This is a genomic window from Methanoculleus oceani (genome assembly GCF_023702065.1).
GTDB lineage: Archaea > Halobacteriota > Methanomicrobia > Methanomicrobiales > Methanoculleaceae > Methanoculleus > Methanoculleus oceani.
Genome location: NZ_QFDM01000002.1, coordinates 538,669 through 551,923, shown reverse-complemented (window position 1 = coordinate 551,923; position 13,255 = coordinate 538,669). Strand labels below are relative to the sequence as shown.

The window sequence follows — 13,255 nt, the reverse complement described above, 5'->3', positions numbered from 1 at the left end:
CACGTGAGAACAGGTGGTCGGCTCTCCCTCCGGAGAGTAAGCACAGCCGGAACTAAGGGTATACAACCTGCGGTATCGATCCATTCCTTCCCCCCTCCTGATAATGTCGTCGGATACCCCTCTTGCGATGACTACTTAATAGTTTGGATAGGGGGAAGTCGAACGTCGCCGGTGAGGTCAACGGACCCTGACGGCTACCGGGATCCTACCGGGATCTCACCGGGAGCGGCTGTTTCCCCCTTCCCGCCCCCAGGAGGATGCGGAAAGGCCGTAAATCAACGGGGAGCTGTGCCTCTCCCCCGGGACCGTAAACGCACGTATTCCCTGCGGCCTGCAGGGATTCCGGTGGAGTAAAAAAGAGAGGGTTACAGGTTCTCCAGTCTTTTGTTCACCGTATCCCAGTTGGCGACGTTCCAGAACGCTTCGATGAACCCTGCCCGGTTGTTCCTGTGATCGACGTAATAGGCGTGCTCCCAGACGTCGAGCACCATCAGGATGCGGAACGTGGGGTAGACATGGTTGTTGTGCTTCTCGATCTGCATGATCATGGGGCGGTCCGTCATGGTGCAGTACGCCAGCGCCGCCCATCCGGATCCCTCGACACTCGCGGCCGTCTTCGTGAACTCCGCCTTGAACCGGTCGAAGGACCCCCATTCCCCGTCGATCAGGTCCGCGAGGGCGCCGCCCGGGGTTCCGCCGCCGCCCTTCCCTGCCGGGGCCATGGTCGGCCAGAAGAGGTCGTGCAGGACGTGGCCGCCGATGTTGAACGAGAGTTCTTTCAACAGCGCTTTCATATCGACTTCGGTGCCTTCCTGCCGTGCCTTCTCCAGTTTCTCGAGGTCGGCGTTCGCCCCGGTTACGTAAGCCTGGTGGTGCTTATCGTGGTGGAGGGAGAGTTGTTCCTTCGAGATATGCGGCTCGAGGGCGTCAGGTGCGTAAGGCAGGGGCGGCAGTTCATACTTCTTCAACGGTGCGGTTGCCATCTTCTGTACAGCCATAATGATCAATCGTCAGAAGGGATGCGATCTATTTCATAGTGTCGGTTCCCGGCGGTCGTGCGGCAGACTTCTCTTTTACGCCTTCAGCCGCCGCGTGCAGTCCGGATGCGGGCCTATCCGGTCATCTCCGGACGCAGGGCTCCCCGGGAGGGTTAAAGACGGTTACTTTCAGCAGATGGAGCATCAGCATAGACCTTTTCGGGACTCACGGGGTTGCGGCGCAGCCATGTCAGTAACCTTTAAATAAGTCGGTATGATGGATGGTATCCGAACCGCCTCGCACGTTCCGTTGCACCCGGGCCGACTCCGGTATCCGGGCTTACGGGCGTCCGTACAACCACGAGGCATCCCTGTACGATACTATCCGGACAACGGTGGACTCACCATGAAGACTGCAGCACGTATCTCACTCTTTACCGCCACGCTCATGATGCTGCTCGCGTTCGTCCTCTTCCGTGACCTGCACCTCATACTCACCGGGGCCGGATGGAGTCTTGTTGCGAGGGTCCTCTCTCTCTTCCTGGTCGCTGTCACCGCATTCGGGGTGATCCAGTTCATGAGTTACGCCGACCACCTCCTGCGGTCGCTCTATGCCTACCGGGAACAGCCCATTGCGCCGCGGGAGAGGGGTGCATCCACCTGTCGTGTCGCGGTCTTCATCCCCGTCTACAACGAGGAGCCCGATGTGGTCGAGTCCTGTGTCCGGGCATGCACGGCGATCGCCTACCCGGATCTCTGTGTCTTCATCCTCGATGACTCCACGGATGCGCGGAAACGCACGGCAATGCAGGATATATGCCGCCGGTACAACCTCCGGTATATCCACCGCGACCATCGGGGGGGGTTCAAGGCGGGAGCGATCAACCATGCCCTCTCCCTTCTCGACGGCGATACGCCGTATCTCCTGGTCATCGATGCCGACCAGAAGGTGAAACCGTCGATCATCGCCGACCTCATCCCGGTCCTTGAGGCCGATCCAGAGTTATCCTTCATCCAGACTCCCCAGTTCTTCCGCTCGGAACCCCACGATCCGATCAGCGTCACGTTCTCCTACCAGCAGCACATCTATAACAAGCATGTCTGCAGGGGGCTCTCCGTCAACCACACCGCCATGCTGACCGGCTCGAACTGCATCTTCCGGGTGAACCATCTCGTTGCCATCGGAGGGATGGACGAGACGTGCATCGCCGAAGACATCGCCACTTCCTTTACGTTCCATCTCCGGGGGTGCCGGGGGATCTTTCTCGATACCGTCTACGCGGAGGGAATCGCGCCGCCGAACCTTGCTGCGTACTTCACGCAGCAGTTTCGCTGGGCATACGGAAACACCCAGCTCCTCGGGACCATCCTCAGGCAACTCGTAGCGCACCCCGGAAGCATGACCTCGCTGCACTGGCTTGAGTTCATTGTGATCGTCTCGATCTACCTGCTTGGCGGGGTGAACGTGGCGCTCTTCCTCCTCCCCGTCGCCACGCTGATCTTCGGTATCCCGATCCTCCCCGTATGGCTCCCTCCGGTCTTTGCCGTGGTGCTCGCAGTGGTGATCGGGATCCAGGTCGTCATCAGCGTCCGCGAGCGGCAGTACTCCCTGCGCGACCTCGCGTTCTCGCAGGCGATCTTCAACACGCTCGCCTTTGTATATGCCCGTGCGATCTGGTATGCCGTCTCCGGAAAACACCTGCCGTTCGTCGTGACGCCGAAAGTGGCCGCGGGGCCCGCGGGCCGGTCCCGCGTCAGGATAGCGCCGGTCCTCCTCGTGATTGCGGCCGTCCTGGTATCGATGGCTGTCGGCATCATGCGGTTCGTCTCCGTGGGGCCGGATTCCGGCACGGCAATCCCGCTCTTCTGGGCCTGCTATACGCTCGCCGTTCTCTCGTCGTTTCTGGTAGTCTGGCGGTGGGATGCCGGACGGGTGCCCGGAGGCAGTACTGACTGACCGGCGCCGGTAAGGGCCGAACGGGCTCTCCAGGGGAAAAAAGGTTCGTTCGGAGAGAACCTTAGCGGAATCTCTGCCAGAGGATTCTTCCCACCACCCGGAAGGTGAAGTCGAGCTCCTCGAAGATCGGGATGCCGTTTTCCTTGAGGATCTTGCGGCCCCGCTCCATGGAGTCGCCGCCGAGCAGCGTCCCGACGATCATGTTCCCGGTCTTCTCCGAGAACCGGATGATCTGGTTTGCAAGCTGATCCGACCCGATGACGAGGTTCGGGAACCCGACGACGAAGGCGATGTCCCAGCAGTCCTGGTGATTGGCGAGGACGCTGAACACCTGCTCGAACCGCTTCTCACCGGCATCGCCGAGGAGGTCGATCGGATTGCCCTTGTTCCAGAAATCGGGGAGGAGGTCGTTTAATTCCTTGAGGACCTTCGGCGGCAGGCCGATCAGGTCGATGCCGTAACGTTCGGCGTAGTCGGAGGAGAGCACGGAGAACCCGCCGGCGTTCGTGATCACGACCGCCCGCTTGCCGCGGGGGTAGCCTTTCGGGAGCGCCAGCATCTCTGCGACCTGGAACGCGCCGGTCAGGGTGTGGACGGGGATCACGCCGGACTCGCGGAATGCTTCCATGTAGACGTCGTACGACCCGGAGAGCGAACCCGTGTGGGACGAGGCCGCCTGCTGGCCTCTCGCCGAAGAACCGGACTTGATCGCCACGACGGGTTTGGTCTTCGAGACCTCGCCGACCACCTTCATGAAGGTCCTGCCGTCCTGGACTTCCTCGATGTAGAGGATGATACCCTTGGTCCTGGGGTCGCGCTCCACGAACCTGAGGTAATCGATGAAGTTGAGGTCCGCCTGGTTGCCCACCGAGACGACGGCTGAAAAGCCGATATCCTGCGCGATGCTCCAGTCGACCACCGTGTTGATGATGGCGCCGCTCTGGGAGATGAATGCGATGTTGCCGGGTTTGGGCGACTCGTGAACGTAGGTGGTATCGATGCCCTTCGGGGGAATGATCATCCCGAGGCAGTTCGGGCCCACGATCCGCGTGCCGTAGCCTTTTGCGATCTCGAGGACTCGATCCTCGAGCGCCTTTCCTCCCTCTCCCGTCTCCCGAAAGCCGGCGGTGATGATGACCGCCATCGCCACTCCCTTCTGCCCGCACTCCTCGATGACGCCGGGCACGTGTTTTGCCGGGACGGTGATGACCGCCATATCGACGGGGCTCGGGATATCAAGGATGGAAGGATATGCCTTGAGTCCCTGTATCTCGGAGCGCTTGTTGTTCACCGGGTAGAGTTGTCCCGGGAAGTGGAGGAGGTTGTGCATCACGGCGTAGCCCATCTTCCTGGGTTCGGACGAGGCCCCGATGACCGCTATCGACCGGGGCGTGAAGTACTCGATCGGCACGAACGGCCGCTCTTTCACCGTCTTTTCGACCGCTTCGTCGTCGACGAAGATCCGGGCGTCGACGATGCAGGCACCGGACTCGTAGAGCCGGATCGGGTTGATGTCGAACTCCACGACGCTGGTGTTCTCGGAAAAGAAGCGGTTGATCGCCCACATGACTTTTACGAGCGTCTCCTCGTCTCTCGGCTTCATGCCCCGGTAGCCCTGGATGATCGGGTAGCCGTGGATCTCCCTGACCATCTTCCGGATTGCCTCCTCGGAGACCGGCAGGATCCGCAGGGTGACGTCCTTCATCAACTCGACGAGGGTGCCTCCCATACCGAAGGTGAGCACCTTCCCGAACGCCGGGTCGGTCTTCCCGCCGATGATCAGCTCGAGCCCCGGCGCCGCCTGCTGCTCGACGATGACGCCCCGGATCTCGGCTTCGGGGTTGTACGCCTTGGCGTTCCCGACGATCTTAGCGAACGCCTCCTCAGCGGCCTGCTTCGATCCGATGCTGACGATGACGCCGCCCGCGTCGCTCTTATGGATAATCTGGGGCGAATGGATCTTCATGACGACCGGAAAACCGATCTTCTCTGCCGCTTTGCCGGCCTCGGCAGCGGTCTGGACGATTGCGTGATCGGGAACCGGTACACCGTACTGTTTCAGGAGATTGTACGATTCGAATTCGCTCAGCATTCTCTTTGCCATGATTGTCTCCTCATGCTGTGGACGCTTCTTCGAACGTCCCTCTGTTTCTGCGGTTTGTGTTCCCTGACAGGTGAACCGTCTCCTGGAAGTTCAAACCAATAAGTGGAAAGTACCTTACAGTGTGGGTTTCATACCCATTTTATAGAATTTGCAGCGATTTAACATGATAAATCGCCAGAAAGAGTTTTCTGCCGTTAGAATGCCGTTGTTGATTCCCCGGGCCGCCTGATCGCAGGGACGCCTTGTCGGTTGCTCGCGGAAGGGACCCCGTCCGGTATCCCGATCTCCGGTAGCCGCGGGTTGCTGGAAACAGCCGGCTTTACCCGCATCTCACGCCTTCTTCAGCGTGAACCGGAACGCCGTCCCGCGCTCGGGGCGATCCGGCACCCGGTCCTCCACCCATATGGCACCGCCGTAGCGCTTGACGAGTGTCCGGACGATGAAGAGCCCGAGTCCCTCGCCGCTCCCACTGGCCATGCCCCGCTCGAACCGGGTGAAGAGTTTTCTCTTCACCTCGTCCGAAACACCCGGGCCGGTGTCCTCGATCGAGACGAGTACCTCCTCTCCGTCCTCCTCGACCCGGATGGTGATCTCGACCGCCGGGCCCCCGAACTTGACGGCGTTCCCGATGAGGTTGTTGAAGATGGTCGAGAGGAGACTGTCTGCTATGACCTCGACGGGAGCGTCCCGGTACCGGATCGATGCCCGGGTGAAGGTGCCGATTTCAGCCCGGATGACCGCATCGAGGTTCACCGGCACAAGGCTGACGGCTTCCTGCTGAGTCCGCCGGAAGGTGGCGACGTTTCTGAGGATCTCGGTGCTCCGCTGGATGCTGTCATGCAGCTTCTCTGCGTATGCCTTCAGGTCTCCTTGCGCCAGGTCGATCAGGAGGTCAGCGTACATGCCCGAGACGTTGTTCGCGTTCCGGACATCGTGGGCCATTATGTCGAGGTACAGGTGCGCCTCGTCGCGTGCCGCTTCGACCTCCGCGCTCTTCCTGACGAGGTCGTCGGTCCGGCGCATAAGCGCTTCTTCCGCCTGTTTTCGCCTGGTAATGTCGATCAGGGCGGCCCGGAACGTCTGCCCCTCTTCGGCTTTCCCCTCGATCAGAACCCAGGCGGACTCGGATTCCCGTGTCGCCCTGAGCCGCACCACGACGGTCTCTCTCCCCCCGGCTGCAAGCACCCGGTCACGGAATGCAATGAAGTCCCGGATGCTCTCCTGTTCCAGGAAGTACTGGAACCGCTGGTTCGTCAGGGACGCCCGGGGCTCCCCGAGCAGTGAAGCAGTCATCAGGTTCGTTTCAATGATCCGCCCGTCAGCATCCAGGGTGATGTAGCCGATGGGGGCGAAGTCATAGAGGTCGCGATACTTCTCTTCGGAGATCTGCAGGTTGTGCTGCAGCTCCCGCAGCGCCTCGTTCTGGAGCTCGAGCTCGACCTGGTGCACCTCGAGCTCGTGACAGAGTCTCCGCAAGTCCTGCTCCGGGAGGTGTGCGGCGTGCCCTCTCTTCCGTGCTTCATCCTCGGCGCGCCGTCGGAGGTCCGGGTCCGGGTCAGGGGTCTGCATGATATCGTTACCGTTATTTGGGGGCGGTCTCAACGCGGGTCTCTGATCCCGGACGATCGGTGACGTCTTCGATGGCGAGCAGGATCAGGTCGGGTCCTGTCCCGGAAACGATCCGCCGTGCGTTGAGACGCATCTTCTTCTGCCCGATCTCCGGGAAGTCGTGTTTCATCTCGAACCCTTCAAACTGCACCTTCTCAGGGAGGATATCCTCGAGCAGCCTGCGCAGGTCGGGGATATCCCACTGCCCGCTCCCGAGCGCGTAGAGGAGTACCCCTTCGGTCTCGCCGGGCGTGACCCGGAACGTCTGGTAGAACGACCGGTTCGCTGAGATGACCCGGAGATCGGCGTCGAGGACGACAAGCGGCTCCCGGATCGTCTCGATGATGTTCTCCGCATAGGTGCGGGCGTTTCGGAGCGACTGCTCGAGGTCTTTGATCCGGGTGATCTCGACGAACGTGACGACCACCCCGTCGATCTGGTTGCTCGCCGTCCGGTAGGGCAGGATCCGCATCTGGAACCACCGCCCGTCTATCGTCTGCACCTGCTTCTCCAGGGGCAGCAGGGTATCGAGCACCTCCCTGACATCCTCGACGAGCGGCTCGTCCCGGAGGCTGACGGCGAGATCGGTGACCGGCCGGTCGAGGTCGGCCGATCGCAGGCTGATGATCTCCGTGGCGGCCCTGGTGAACCGGCGCACCCGGAGATTGCCGTCCAGGAAGAGCATGGGGATCCCGGTGCCCCGGAGGAGGTTCTGCAGGTCGTCGGTCGTCATGGAGAGCTCGTCGATCTTGGCCTGGAGTTCGGTGTTCACCGTGAGAAGCTCCTCGTTGAGCGACTGGAGCTCTTCCTTGGAGGTGGTCATCTCCTCGTTCGTCGACTGGAGCTCTTCGTTCATCGACTGAAGCTCCTCGTTCATCGATTTCTCCTCCTCCTGCGAGGCCTGCATCTCTTCGATGGTGCTCTGGAGCTGTGCTCTGGTTACGGTGAGGTCCCGCTCGAGTTCGGCGCACCGGGCATCGTCCCGCACCCCCTCCGATGCCTCGCGGGCCTGCTTCGTCTCCGTCTCCTCGAGATCCTCAAAGGCGATCAGGAAGAGGTCTTCCGCTCCGGAAGGCCGCTCGAGCGGTGCGACGGTCAGGCGGATCTTCTGAAAATCGCCGTTGGTCTTCACGGATACGGGCTCCGTTACGGCTTCTTTCTTCTCCTGCCGTGCGGAGCGGAGAGCCGCAATCAACGGGTAACCGAGTCCTTCCCGGACCATTGCATGGATGTTCAGGTTCGCCCTGCCCGGAGACGGCTCCAGGTACTTCCCTGTCTTGCCGTGGATGTACAGGATGTCCCCGTTCTCGTTGACGATCACCGCGGGAGGGACAAACCGCTCGAGCAGCGCCCGTGGTGCGAGTTCGTCGACAGCGGTGGGGCGCCTCTTGTGGGTGCCGGCGGTACCGGCCGGTTGCGGGGTGAAGGCGACGGGGATATTGATCCGGTCGATGGCGGGGGCGGACGTCTCCCGGCGCCGGAAGATCTTCTGCCTGCCGTCGACGGTCTTGAAGAGCTCGCCATACCCGCCGATCGTTTCTGCCGTTCCGAGGAAGAGCACCCCGCCGGGTTTGAGCGCGTAGTGGAAGACGGGGATGAGCTGCTCCTGCAGTTCCCCGGAGAGGTAGATGAGCAGGTTCCGGCAGCAGAGGATGTCGAGGTGGATGAACGGGGGAGCTGTGATGACGTTCTGCTGGGCGAAGACGATGCTCTCACGGATCTCCTGGCGGATCCGGTAGTGCTCGTCTTCTTTGACGAAGTAGCGTTCCAGGCGTTCCGAAGAGACGTCTGCTGCGATGGAGGCGACGTACCGGCCGTGCCGTGCAACCTCGATAGCCTCCGGGTCAAGGTCGGTTGCGAAGATCTGGTAGCGGATCTCTCCGTAGCGGTCCAGGTTGTTCAGGCACTCCCGGAGCACGATCGCCATGGTGTAGGCCTCCTCCCCGGTGGAGCACCCCGCCACCCAGACCCGGATCACGCTCCCCTCCGGCGCGCTGCGGACGAGATCGCGGATCGCCTTCTCCTCTAAGGCCTGCCAGGCTTCGGGGTCGCGGAAGAACCGGGTCACGCCGATGAGCAGTTCTTTTGCCAGGATGTTAATCTCCTGAGGGTTCTCCTGGAGGTAGCGGACGTAATCCTCGATCCGGGTCAACTGGTGCAGCCCCATCCGGCGTTCGACACGGCGCCGGATCGTGCTCTGCTTGTACATCGAGAAGTCCTGGCCGGTCCGGGTTCGGATGAGGATAAAGACCTTCTTCAGCCCGTCTACCACCGTTCTCGTCGGGACTGCCGGTTCCCGGGCGATGGTATCTGCGGAGCGGATGTAGGTCACGAGCAGGTGCGGGAGCTCGGCCACCGGAGCGACGTAGTCGGCAAGCCCGGTGCCGATGGCGTTCTCCGGCATACTGCTGTACGGTGCGGAGGAGGGTTCCTGTACCAGCACCGTCCCCGACCGCTCTTTGATTGCCCGGATGCCCTGGGCTCCGTCGTGCCCCATCCCGGAGAGAACGATGCCGACTGCTTTGCCGTTCTGGTCGTCGGCGAGATAACGGAAGAAGAGGTCGATGGGCGTCCGGCTCACCCGTGTCGCCACCGGCTCCAGGAGGTTGAGGGCGCCGTGCAGGATGGCGAGGTCGGCGTTCGCCGGTTTGACGTAGACGGCGTTCGGCCTGACCGCCGTGCCGTCCTCGGCCCACGTCACCGGCATCGCCGTCACCCGCTGGATGAGTTCCGGGAGCATGCCTTTCTGGCTCGGGTCCATGTGCGTGACCAGCACGAATGCCATCCCGGTATCCGCCGGCATGTGCGTGAAGAACTGTTCGAGCGCATCAAGCCCTCCTGCGGATGCCCCTATCCCAACGATGGCGCGGGGAGCCTCGGGGGCCGGGACCGCGGAAGTCTCTTCACGTCCGTTCTCTTCTTCCTGTGAATTGTCCATTTCTCCGTCTCTCATGCCCGATCTCCTCTCTGCAGGCGGCCCGCTCTTTGCCGTGCGCTATAACCGCCGGCGGGTTCCTCCGGGACGGTCTTCTCCCGGCATCGCCGGAAGTCCGCGTGGGAATCCATACCCCTGCAACTCGCCCGGATTGGCATGCGTTCTGTAGGTGCGGTTGTAACGACCGGTCCCGTCCGGAGATCTCCGGAGAACAGAGAAAAGCAACGGGACATAGTAATTCATCGTGGTGTTCGAAGGGTTATCAAATCTTCTCCGGAAGTTTCGGTCGACGGTCCATGGGACATGAACCCCGTTTCAGGCTCGTGGGAGCGGCAGGCCGCCTTCCTTCTGTTGCGGATGATCTCTGCCGTCCACTGGCATCCAGCGGTCATACCTCTGCTTCAGCCCTGCCCGGTTCCGTTGCTGCCCGCAGGTCCAGCTCTGCGATAAGCGGCCTGACAATCTCCCGGAGCTCGCTACAGAACGCTTCCCATCCCTCCCGCCGGTTGAGGTCGTGGGAGAGCCGGACAGCCCGGATCATGAGTAAAACGTCCGCGTTCGTCCCCTCCGGGGAGCGCACTGTGAGGACGAAGTCCCGCTCCTGTTCGAGGAGCACTTCCGGATAGAGGAGCATGCACCTCCCGGCGTTGGTCTTCGCTGCATACGCGTACATCTGGTAGAGATCTGCCAGAGCGAAAGTTGCAGCCTTCGAGTACGTGAACCGGGGGTCCGAACGTTCCGGGCTAAAGTATATTGATGAAGAAATTAAATGACAGACTAATTGCCGGCATCTTCACCGCATACGGTCTGGAAGAGGAGATACTCATGAGAACGTTAAAGATCATCGTTGAGAAGCACCCGGACGGCTATGTCGCCTATCCTCTGGGCTTGAAAGGAGTTGTCGTCGCAGAAGGGGACACCTATGAAGAAGCTCTTGCCGAGGTAAAATCGGCCGTGCAATTCCATATAGAAACCTTCGGGAACGACGCATTCGAGAACAACGATGTCGTGGAGACCTTCGTTGCCGAGGTTGCCGTCTAGATGAAATTCCCGCACGATGCTCCTCAGAGGAAGGTGCTGAAAACACTGGAGGCATTCGGGTTTACGATCGTCAGGACGGGCAACCACATCGCACTTGTCCGCCGCAATCCGGACGGCACAACGACACCGCTTACGATGCCGAATCACCCAAAACTCAAAGGTTCTACCCTGCGAACCATCTGCACGCAGGCAGGGATTCCACGAGAAGAGTTCCTGCGGGTGTACGAGCGATTGTAAGAGCGACTTCTCCTGGCCCGTCTCGCGGCCGGCAGTGACCGGATTCGTAATCATCACGTGAGAATCTGTCGACCGCAAGGCCAAGCGTGCCCTCCTTGAGGGGGGCAATAAGGCGGTTCAAGCACAGGCCAAACAGGGCCGGCGACGTGCTACTCCACCCCTCTCCAGAACTCCAGTTTCTACGCGAACGGCGGAACCGTCCGGCAGATCCTCTAATACGTCCTGACCTTCAGCCCCGGAACCCGGGTGAAGTGACTGTCCCGGGTGACGATCTCGCCGTCGCCTGCGAGCGTGATCGCGGCGATCACCTCATCGAAATCGCCTATCCGGCTGCCGCTTCCCTGGAGTTCGGCAGCGAGGGTGCCGAAGATCCTGTAGGTCTCGTCGGTGATCGGGAGTTCGATCAGAGCCCGCAAGATCGCCTCGACTTCCCGGCGATTCTCCTGCACCGATGCCGAGAGGAACGCACCGCGGTAGAGTTCGAGGGCGTTGATCGCCGTGGTTGCAAGCGGCAGCCCTTCCCGCTCCATCTCCTCGAGCGTTCTCATCGCCTCCGGGTCGTGCCGGATCAGGTCGATGAGCAGGGACGTATCAAGTGTCGGCATCGAAGTCGACCTTTCGCATCGAAGATTTTCTCATTTCGCGCGAGGCTTCCGCGACTGAGGCGGCCAGCGCGGGGTTCGGCCCGAATTCTTTGAGGATCTCCGAGAGTTTCTTCTTTTGCGGGGTGTACTTCAGGATCACTTCGGAAAAGCTCATATTCGAGGGACCTTTTAGCCGGGAAAGCCTCTCGTATGCGTCGTCGCTGATGCTGATCGTCCTGGTTCCCATGCCTGTGTATGTGTATGTGCATGTATTTAGATCCTCTCATCGCCGGCAGGACCTCTCAGAACCTCACCAGCCCCCGCCTTCCGATCGCCGTCCACCCCAGAAGGCACGCAACCCCGACCGCCACGTTGATCGCCCCGAGGCTGAAGACGAGGTTGCTCCCGTCGAGGAAGACCAGGATCATCCCGGCGCTGCCGAAGACGAGGCTCGAGCAGTTGATCAGGGCGGATGCGGACCCGGTATCCTCCTTCTGCTGGTCGAGCATCAGGAACGCACCGGGAGGCCGCACACAGCTCGCCATCAGGGAGGCCGGGAAGAGGGCAAAGGCAAAGAAGAGGGGCCCCAGGCTCCCGAAGAGACAGACGAGCAGGCCTGCAGCGACCATGACGGCAAATCCGGCTCCGATGATCGACCTGCGGCCAACGTGACGGGAGAGCCAGAGGTAGAAGAACGGGCCTGATATCAGGGCGACGGCGTTGAGGGCGAAGTAGAAACTGTACCACTGCTCCGAGAGGCCGAATCCCCCCTGGTAGATATACGACGACGCGGAGACGAACGCTAAGGAAGCGGTGCTCACGAGCGAGAATACGACGAGGAGCGAGGCAAAACCGGGGTTCCTGAGCACGGCCCCGAGCCTGCGGACGGACTGCGTCACGGTGCCGGCATACCGCGAGGGAACGGTCTCTTCGAGGAGGAGGCCGCCGCTCATCGAGACGACGCCGATGAATGCGAGCGTCGCAAAGAGGCCCCGCCACGAGGTGTAGGGGAGCATGAACGCCCCGAGGACCGGGGCGACGGCGGGCGAGATGACGACCATGGACTGGACGAGCGCGAGCACCGACTCCCTCTTTCGCCCGTCGTACAAATCCTTGACCATCGCCATCGCGACCGCGGAGGCGGCGCTGCCACCGACCGCCTGGAGGATGCGGAAGACGATCAGGAGCCGGATATTCCACGATAGGGCGCATCCTGCGCTTGCGGCGATGTATATGGCAAGCCCCGCCAGCAGGACGGGCCGGCGGCCGTACCTGTCGGAGAGCGGCCCCCAGAAGAGCAGCCCGAGACTGAAGAAGAGAAAGAAGAGGATCAGGGTCAGGTTGGTGAGGCCGGCGGAGACGCCGAAGTAGTCTCCCATGCCGGGAAGGGCGGGAAGGTAGAGATCGGTCGAGAGCGGGACGAAGGCGGAGAGCAGCGCGATAAGGACGATGAGGCCCCGATCACCGAGATATTTCTGGGATTTTCGGGCTCGGTCGGGGGAATGGTCCATGGGAGCATCTCGACTGCGTTGCGGAATCGGATGTTGAAGAACAGGATGCTGCTATGGGGATTCGAACCCCAGTCGAGGGAGTGAGAGTCCCTCATGATTGGCCGGTCTACACTATAGCAGCGCATGCACCAACGTGCTCTAAATTATTGGAGTTTCTTTTATTTAAATCTGTCTTGAGCCCCCCCGTCACCGGCCCTGCCGGCAACCGGACAATCCGAGGCCTATACGGGCCCGAATTTTCTCTTCGCTTCGTGATTTTCATCACAGACACCAATAAGTAGCTTCCCAGCATACGTGTACC

Annotated in this window: 11 protein-coding genes and 1 tRNA gene; 3 read left to right on the top strand and 9 right to left on the bottom strand. The window is 61.3% G+C overall.

Annotation, left to right across the window (positions count from 1 at the left end; translation table 11 throughout):
- Window positions 1-365: 365 nt before the first annotated feature.
- Window positions 366-998, bottom strand: coding sequence for a superoxide dismutase (locus tag DIC75_RS07750; RefSeq protein WP_250987454.1), 633 nt, complete (start codon window positions 996-998; stop codon window positions 366-368).
- 385 nt (window positions 999-1,383) lie between these two features.
- Between DIC75_RS07750 and DIC75_RS07745 the strand changes: the two genes are divergently transcribed.
- On the top strand, window positions 1,384-2,934 hold the full coding sequence (locus DIC75_RS07745; RefSeq protein ID WP_250987453.1) for a glycosyltransferase family 2 protein: 1,551 nt from the start codon (window positions 1,384-1,386) through the stop codon (window positions 2,932-2,934).
- A gap of 61 nt (window positions 2,935-2,995) precedes the next feature.
- On the opposite strand, the gene DIC75_RS07740 is transcribed toward DIC75_RS07745, so the two are convergent.
- The 4 genes from DIC75_RS07740 to DIC75_RS07725 form a co-directional block, all read right to left on the bottom strand.
- On the bottom strand, window positions 2,996-5,038 hold the full coding sequence (locus DIC75_RS07740) for an acetate--CoA ligase family protein (RefSeq protein ID WP_250987452.1): 2,043 nt from the start codon (window positions 5,036-5,038) through the stop codon (window positions 2,996-2,998).
- A gap of 330 nt (window positions 5,039-5,368) precedes the next feature.
- Window positions 5,369-6,607, bottom strand: a complete 1,239-nt coding sequence (locus DIC75_RS07735; RefSeq protein WP_250987451.1) for a sensor histidine kinase — start codon at window positions 6,605-6,607, stop codon at window positions 5,369-5,371.
- Between the two features lie 13 nt (window positions 6,608-6,620).
- Entirely contained in the window at window positions 6,621-9,599 is a 2,979-nt protein-coding gene (locus DIC75_RS07730; protein ID WP_250987450.1) for a chemotaxis protein CheB, read from the bottom strand.
- Between the two features lie 370 nt (window positions 9,600-9,969).
- Window positions 9,970-10,254 carry a hypothetical protein gene (locus DIC75_RS07725; protein ID WP_250987449.1) on the bottom strand — a complete coding sequence of 95 codons (285 nt, stop codon included), beginning with the start codon at window positions 10,252-10,254 and terminating at the stop codon, window positions 9,970-9,972.
- 83 nt (window positions 10,255-10,337) lie between these two features.
- Here DIC75_RS07725 and DIC75_RS07720 point away from each other — a divergent pair, with 83 nt between their 5' ends.
- Both DIC75_RS07720 and DIC75_RS07715 read left to right on the top strand, forming a co-directional pair.
- Window positions 10,338-10,622, top strand: coding sequence for a type II toxin-antitoxin system HicB family antitoxin (locus DIC75_RS07720; protein WP_250987448.1), 285 nt, complete (start codon window positions 10,338-10,340; stop codon window positions 10,620-10,622).
- Window positions 10,623-10,859 carry a type II toxin-antitoxin system HicA family toxin gene (locus DIC75_RS07715; protein ID WP_250987447.1) on the top strand — a complete coding sequence of 79 codons (237 nt, stop codon included), beginning with the start codon at window positions 10,623-10,625 and terminating at the stop codon, window positions 10,857-10,859.
- 212 nt (window positions 10,860-11,071) lie between these two features.
- Here DIC75_RS07715 and DIC75_RS07710 read toward each other — a convergent pair whose 3' ends face one another.
- From DIC75_RS07710 to DIC75_RS07695, 4 genes are all read right to left on the bottom strand, one after another.
- On the bottom strand, window positions 11,072-11,464 hold the full coding sequence (locus tag DIC75_RS07710) for a type II toxin-antitoxin system VapC family toxin (RefSeq protein WP_250987446.1): 393 nt from the start codon (window positions 11,462-11,464) through the stop codon (window positions 11,072-11,074).
- Window positions 11,451-11,690, bottom strand: coding sequence for an antitoxin VapB family protein (locus DIC75_RS07705; protein WP_250987445.1), 240 nt, complete (start codon window positions 11,688-11,690; stop codon window positions 11,451-11,453). Before DIC75_RS07705 ends, DIC75_RS07710 begins: the two co-directional genes overlap by 14 nt.
- Before the next feature lie 55 nt (window positions 11,691-11,745).
- Complete coding sequence (locus tag DIC75_RS07700; protein ID WP_250987444.1) at window positions 11,746-12,954, bottom strand: Bcr/CflA family efflux MFS transporter; 1,209 nt, start codon at window positions 12,952-12,954, stop codon at window positions 11,746-11,748.
- A gap of 46 nt (window positions 12,955-13,000) precedes the next feature.
- Window positions 13,001-13,075, bottom strand: a tRNA-Glu gene (locus DIC75_RS07695).
- Between the last annotated feature and the right edge of the window lie 180 nt (window positions 13,076-13,255).

What these genes read in the sequence shown, in the direction of transcription:
- DIC75_RS07750 (WP_250987454.1), bottom strand. Translation starts at nt 998, where the DNA reads ATGGCTGTACAGAAGATGGCAACCGCACCGTTGAAGAAGTATGAACTG.
- DIC75_RS07745 (WP_250987453.1), top strand. Translation starts at nt 1,384, where the DNA reads ATGAAGACTGCAGCACGTATCTCACTCTTTACCGCCACGCTCATGATG.
- DIC75_RS07740 (WP_250987452.1), bottom strand. Translation starts at nt 5,038, where the DNA reads ATGGCAAAGAGAATGCTGAGCGAATTCGAATCGTACAATCTCCTGAAA.
- DIC75_RS07735 (WP_250987451.1), bottom strand. Translation starts at nt 6,607, where the DNA reads ATGCAGACCCCTGACCCGGACCCGGACCTCCGACGGCGCGCCGAGGAT.
- DIC75_RS07730 (WP_250987450.1), bottom strand. Translation starts at nt 9,599, where the DNA reads ATGAGAGACGGAGAAATGGACAATTCACAGGAAGAAGAGAACGGACGT.
- DIC75_RS07725 (WP_250987449.1), bottom strand. Translation starts at nt 10,254, where the DNA reads ATGTACGCGTATGCAGCGAAGACCAACGCCGGGAGGTGCATGCTCCTC.
- DIC75_RS07720 (WP_250987448.1), top strand. Translation starts at nt 10,338, where the DNA reads ATGAAGAAATTAAATGACAGACTAATTGCCGGCATCTTCACCGCATAC.
- DIC75_RS07715 (WP_250987447.1), top strand. Translation starts at nt 10,623, where the DNA reads ATGAAATTCCCGCACGATGCTCCTCAGAGGAAGGTGCTGAAAACACTG.
- DIC75_RS07710 (WP_250987446.1), bottom strand. Translation starts at nt 11,464, where the DNA reads ATGCCGACACTTGATACGTCCCTGCTCATCGACCTGATCCGGCACGAC.
- DIC75_RS07705 (WP_250987445.1), bottom strand. Translation starts at nt 11,690, where the DNA reads ATGGGAACCAGGACGATCAGCATCAGCGACGACGCATACGAGAGGCTT.
- DIC75_RS07700 (WP_250987444.1), bottom strand. Translation starts at nt 12,954, where the DNA reads ATGGACCATTCCCCCGACCGAGCCCGAAAATCCCAGAAATATCTCGGT.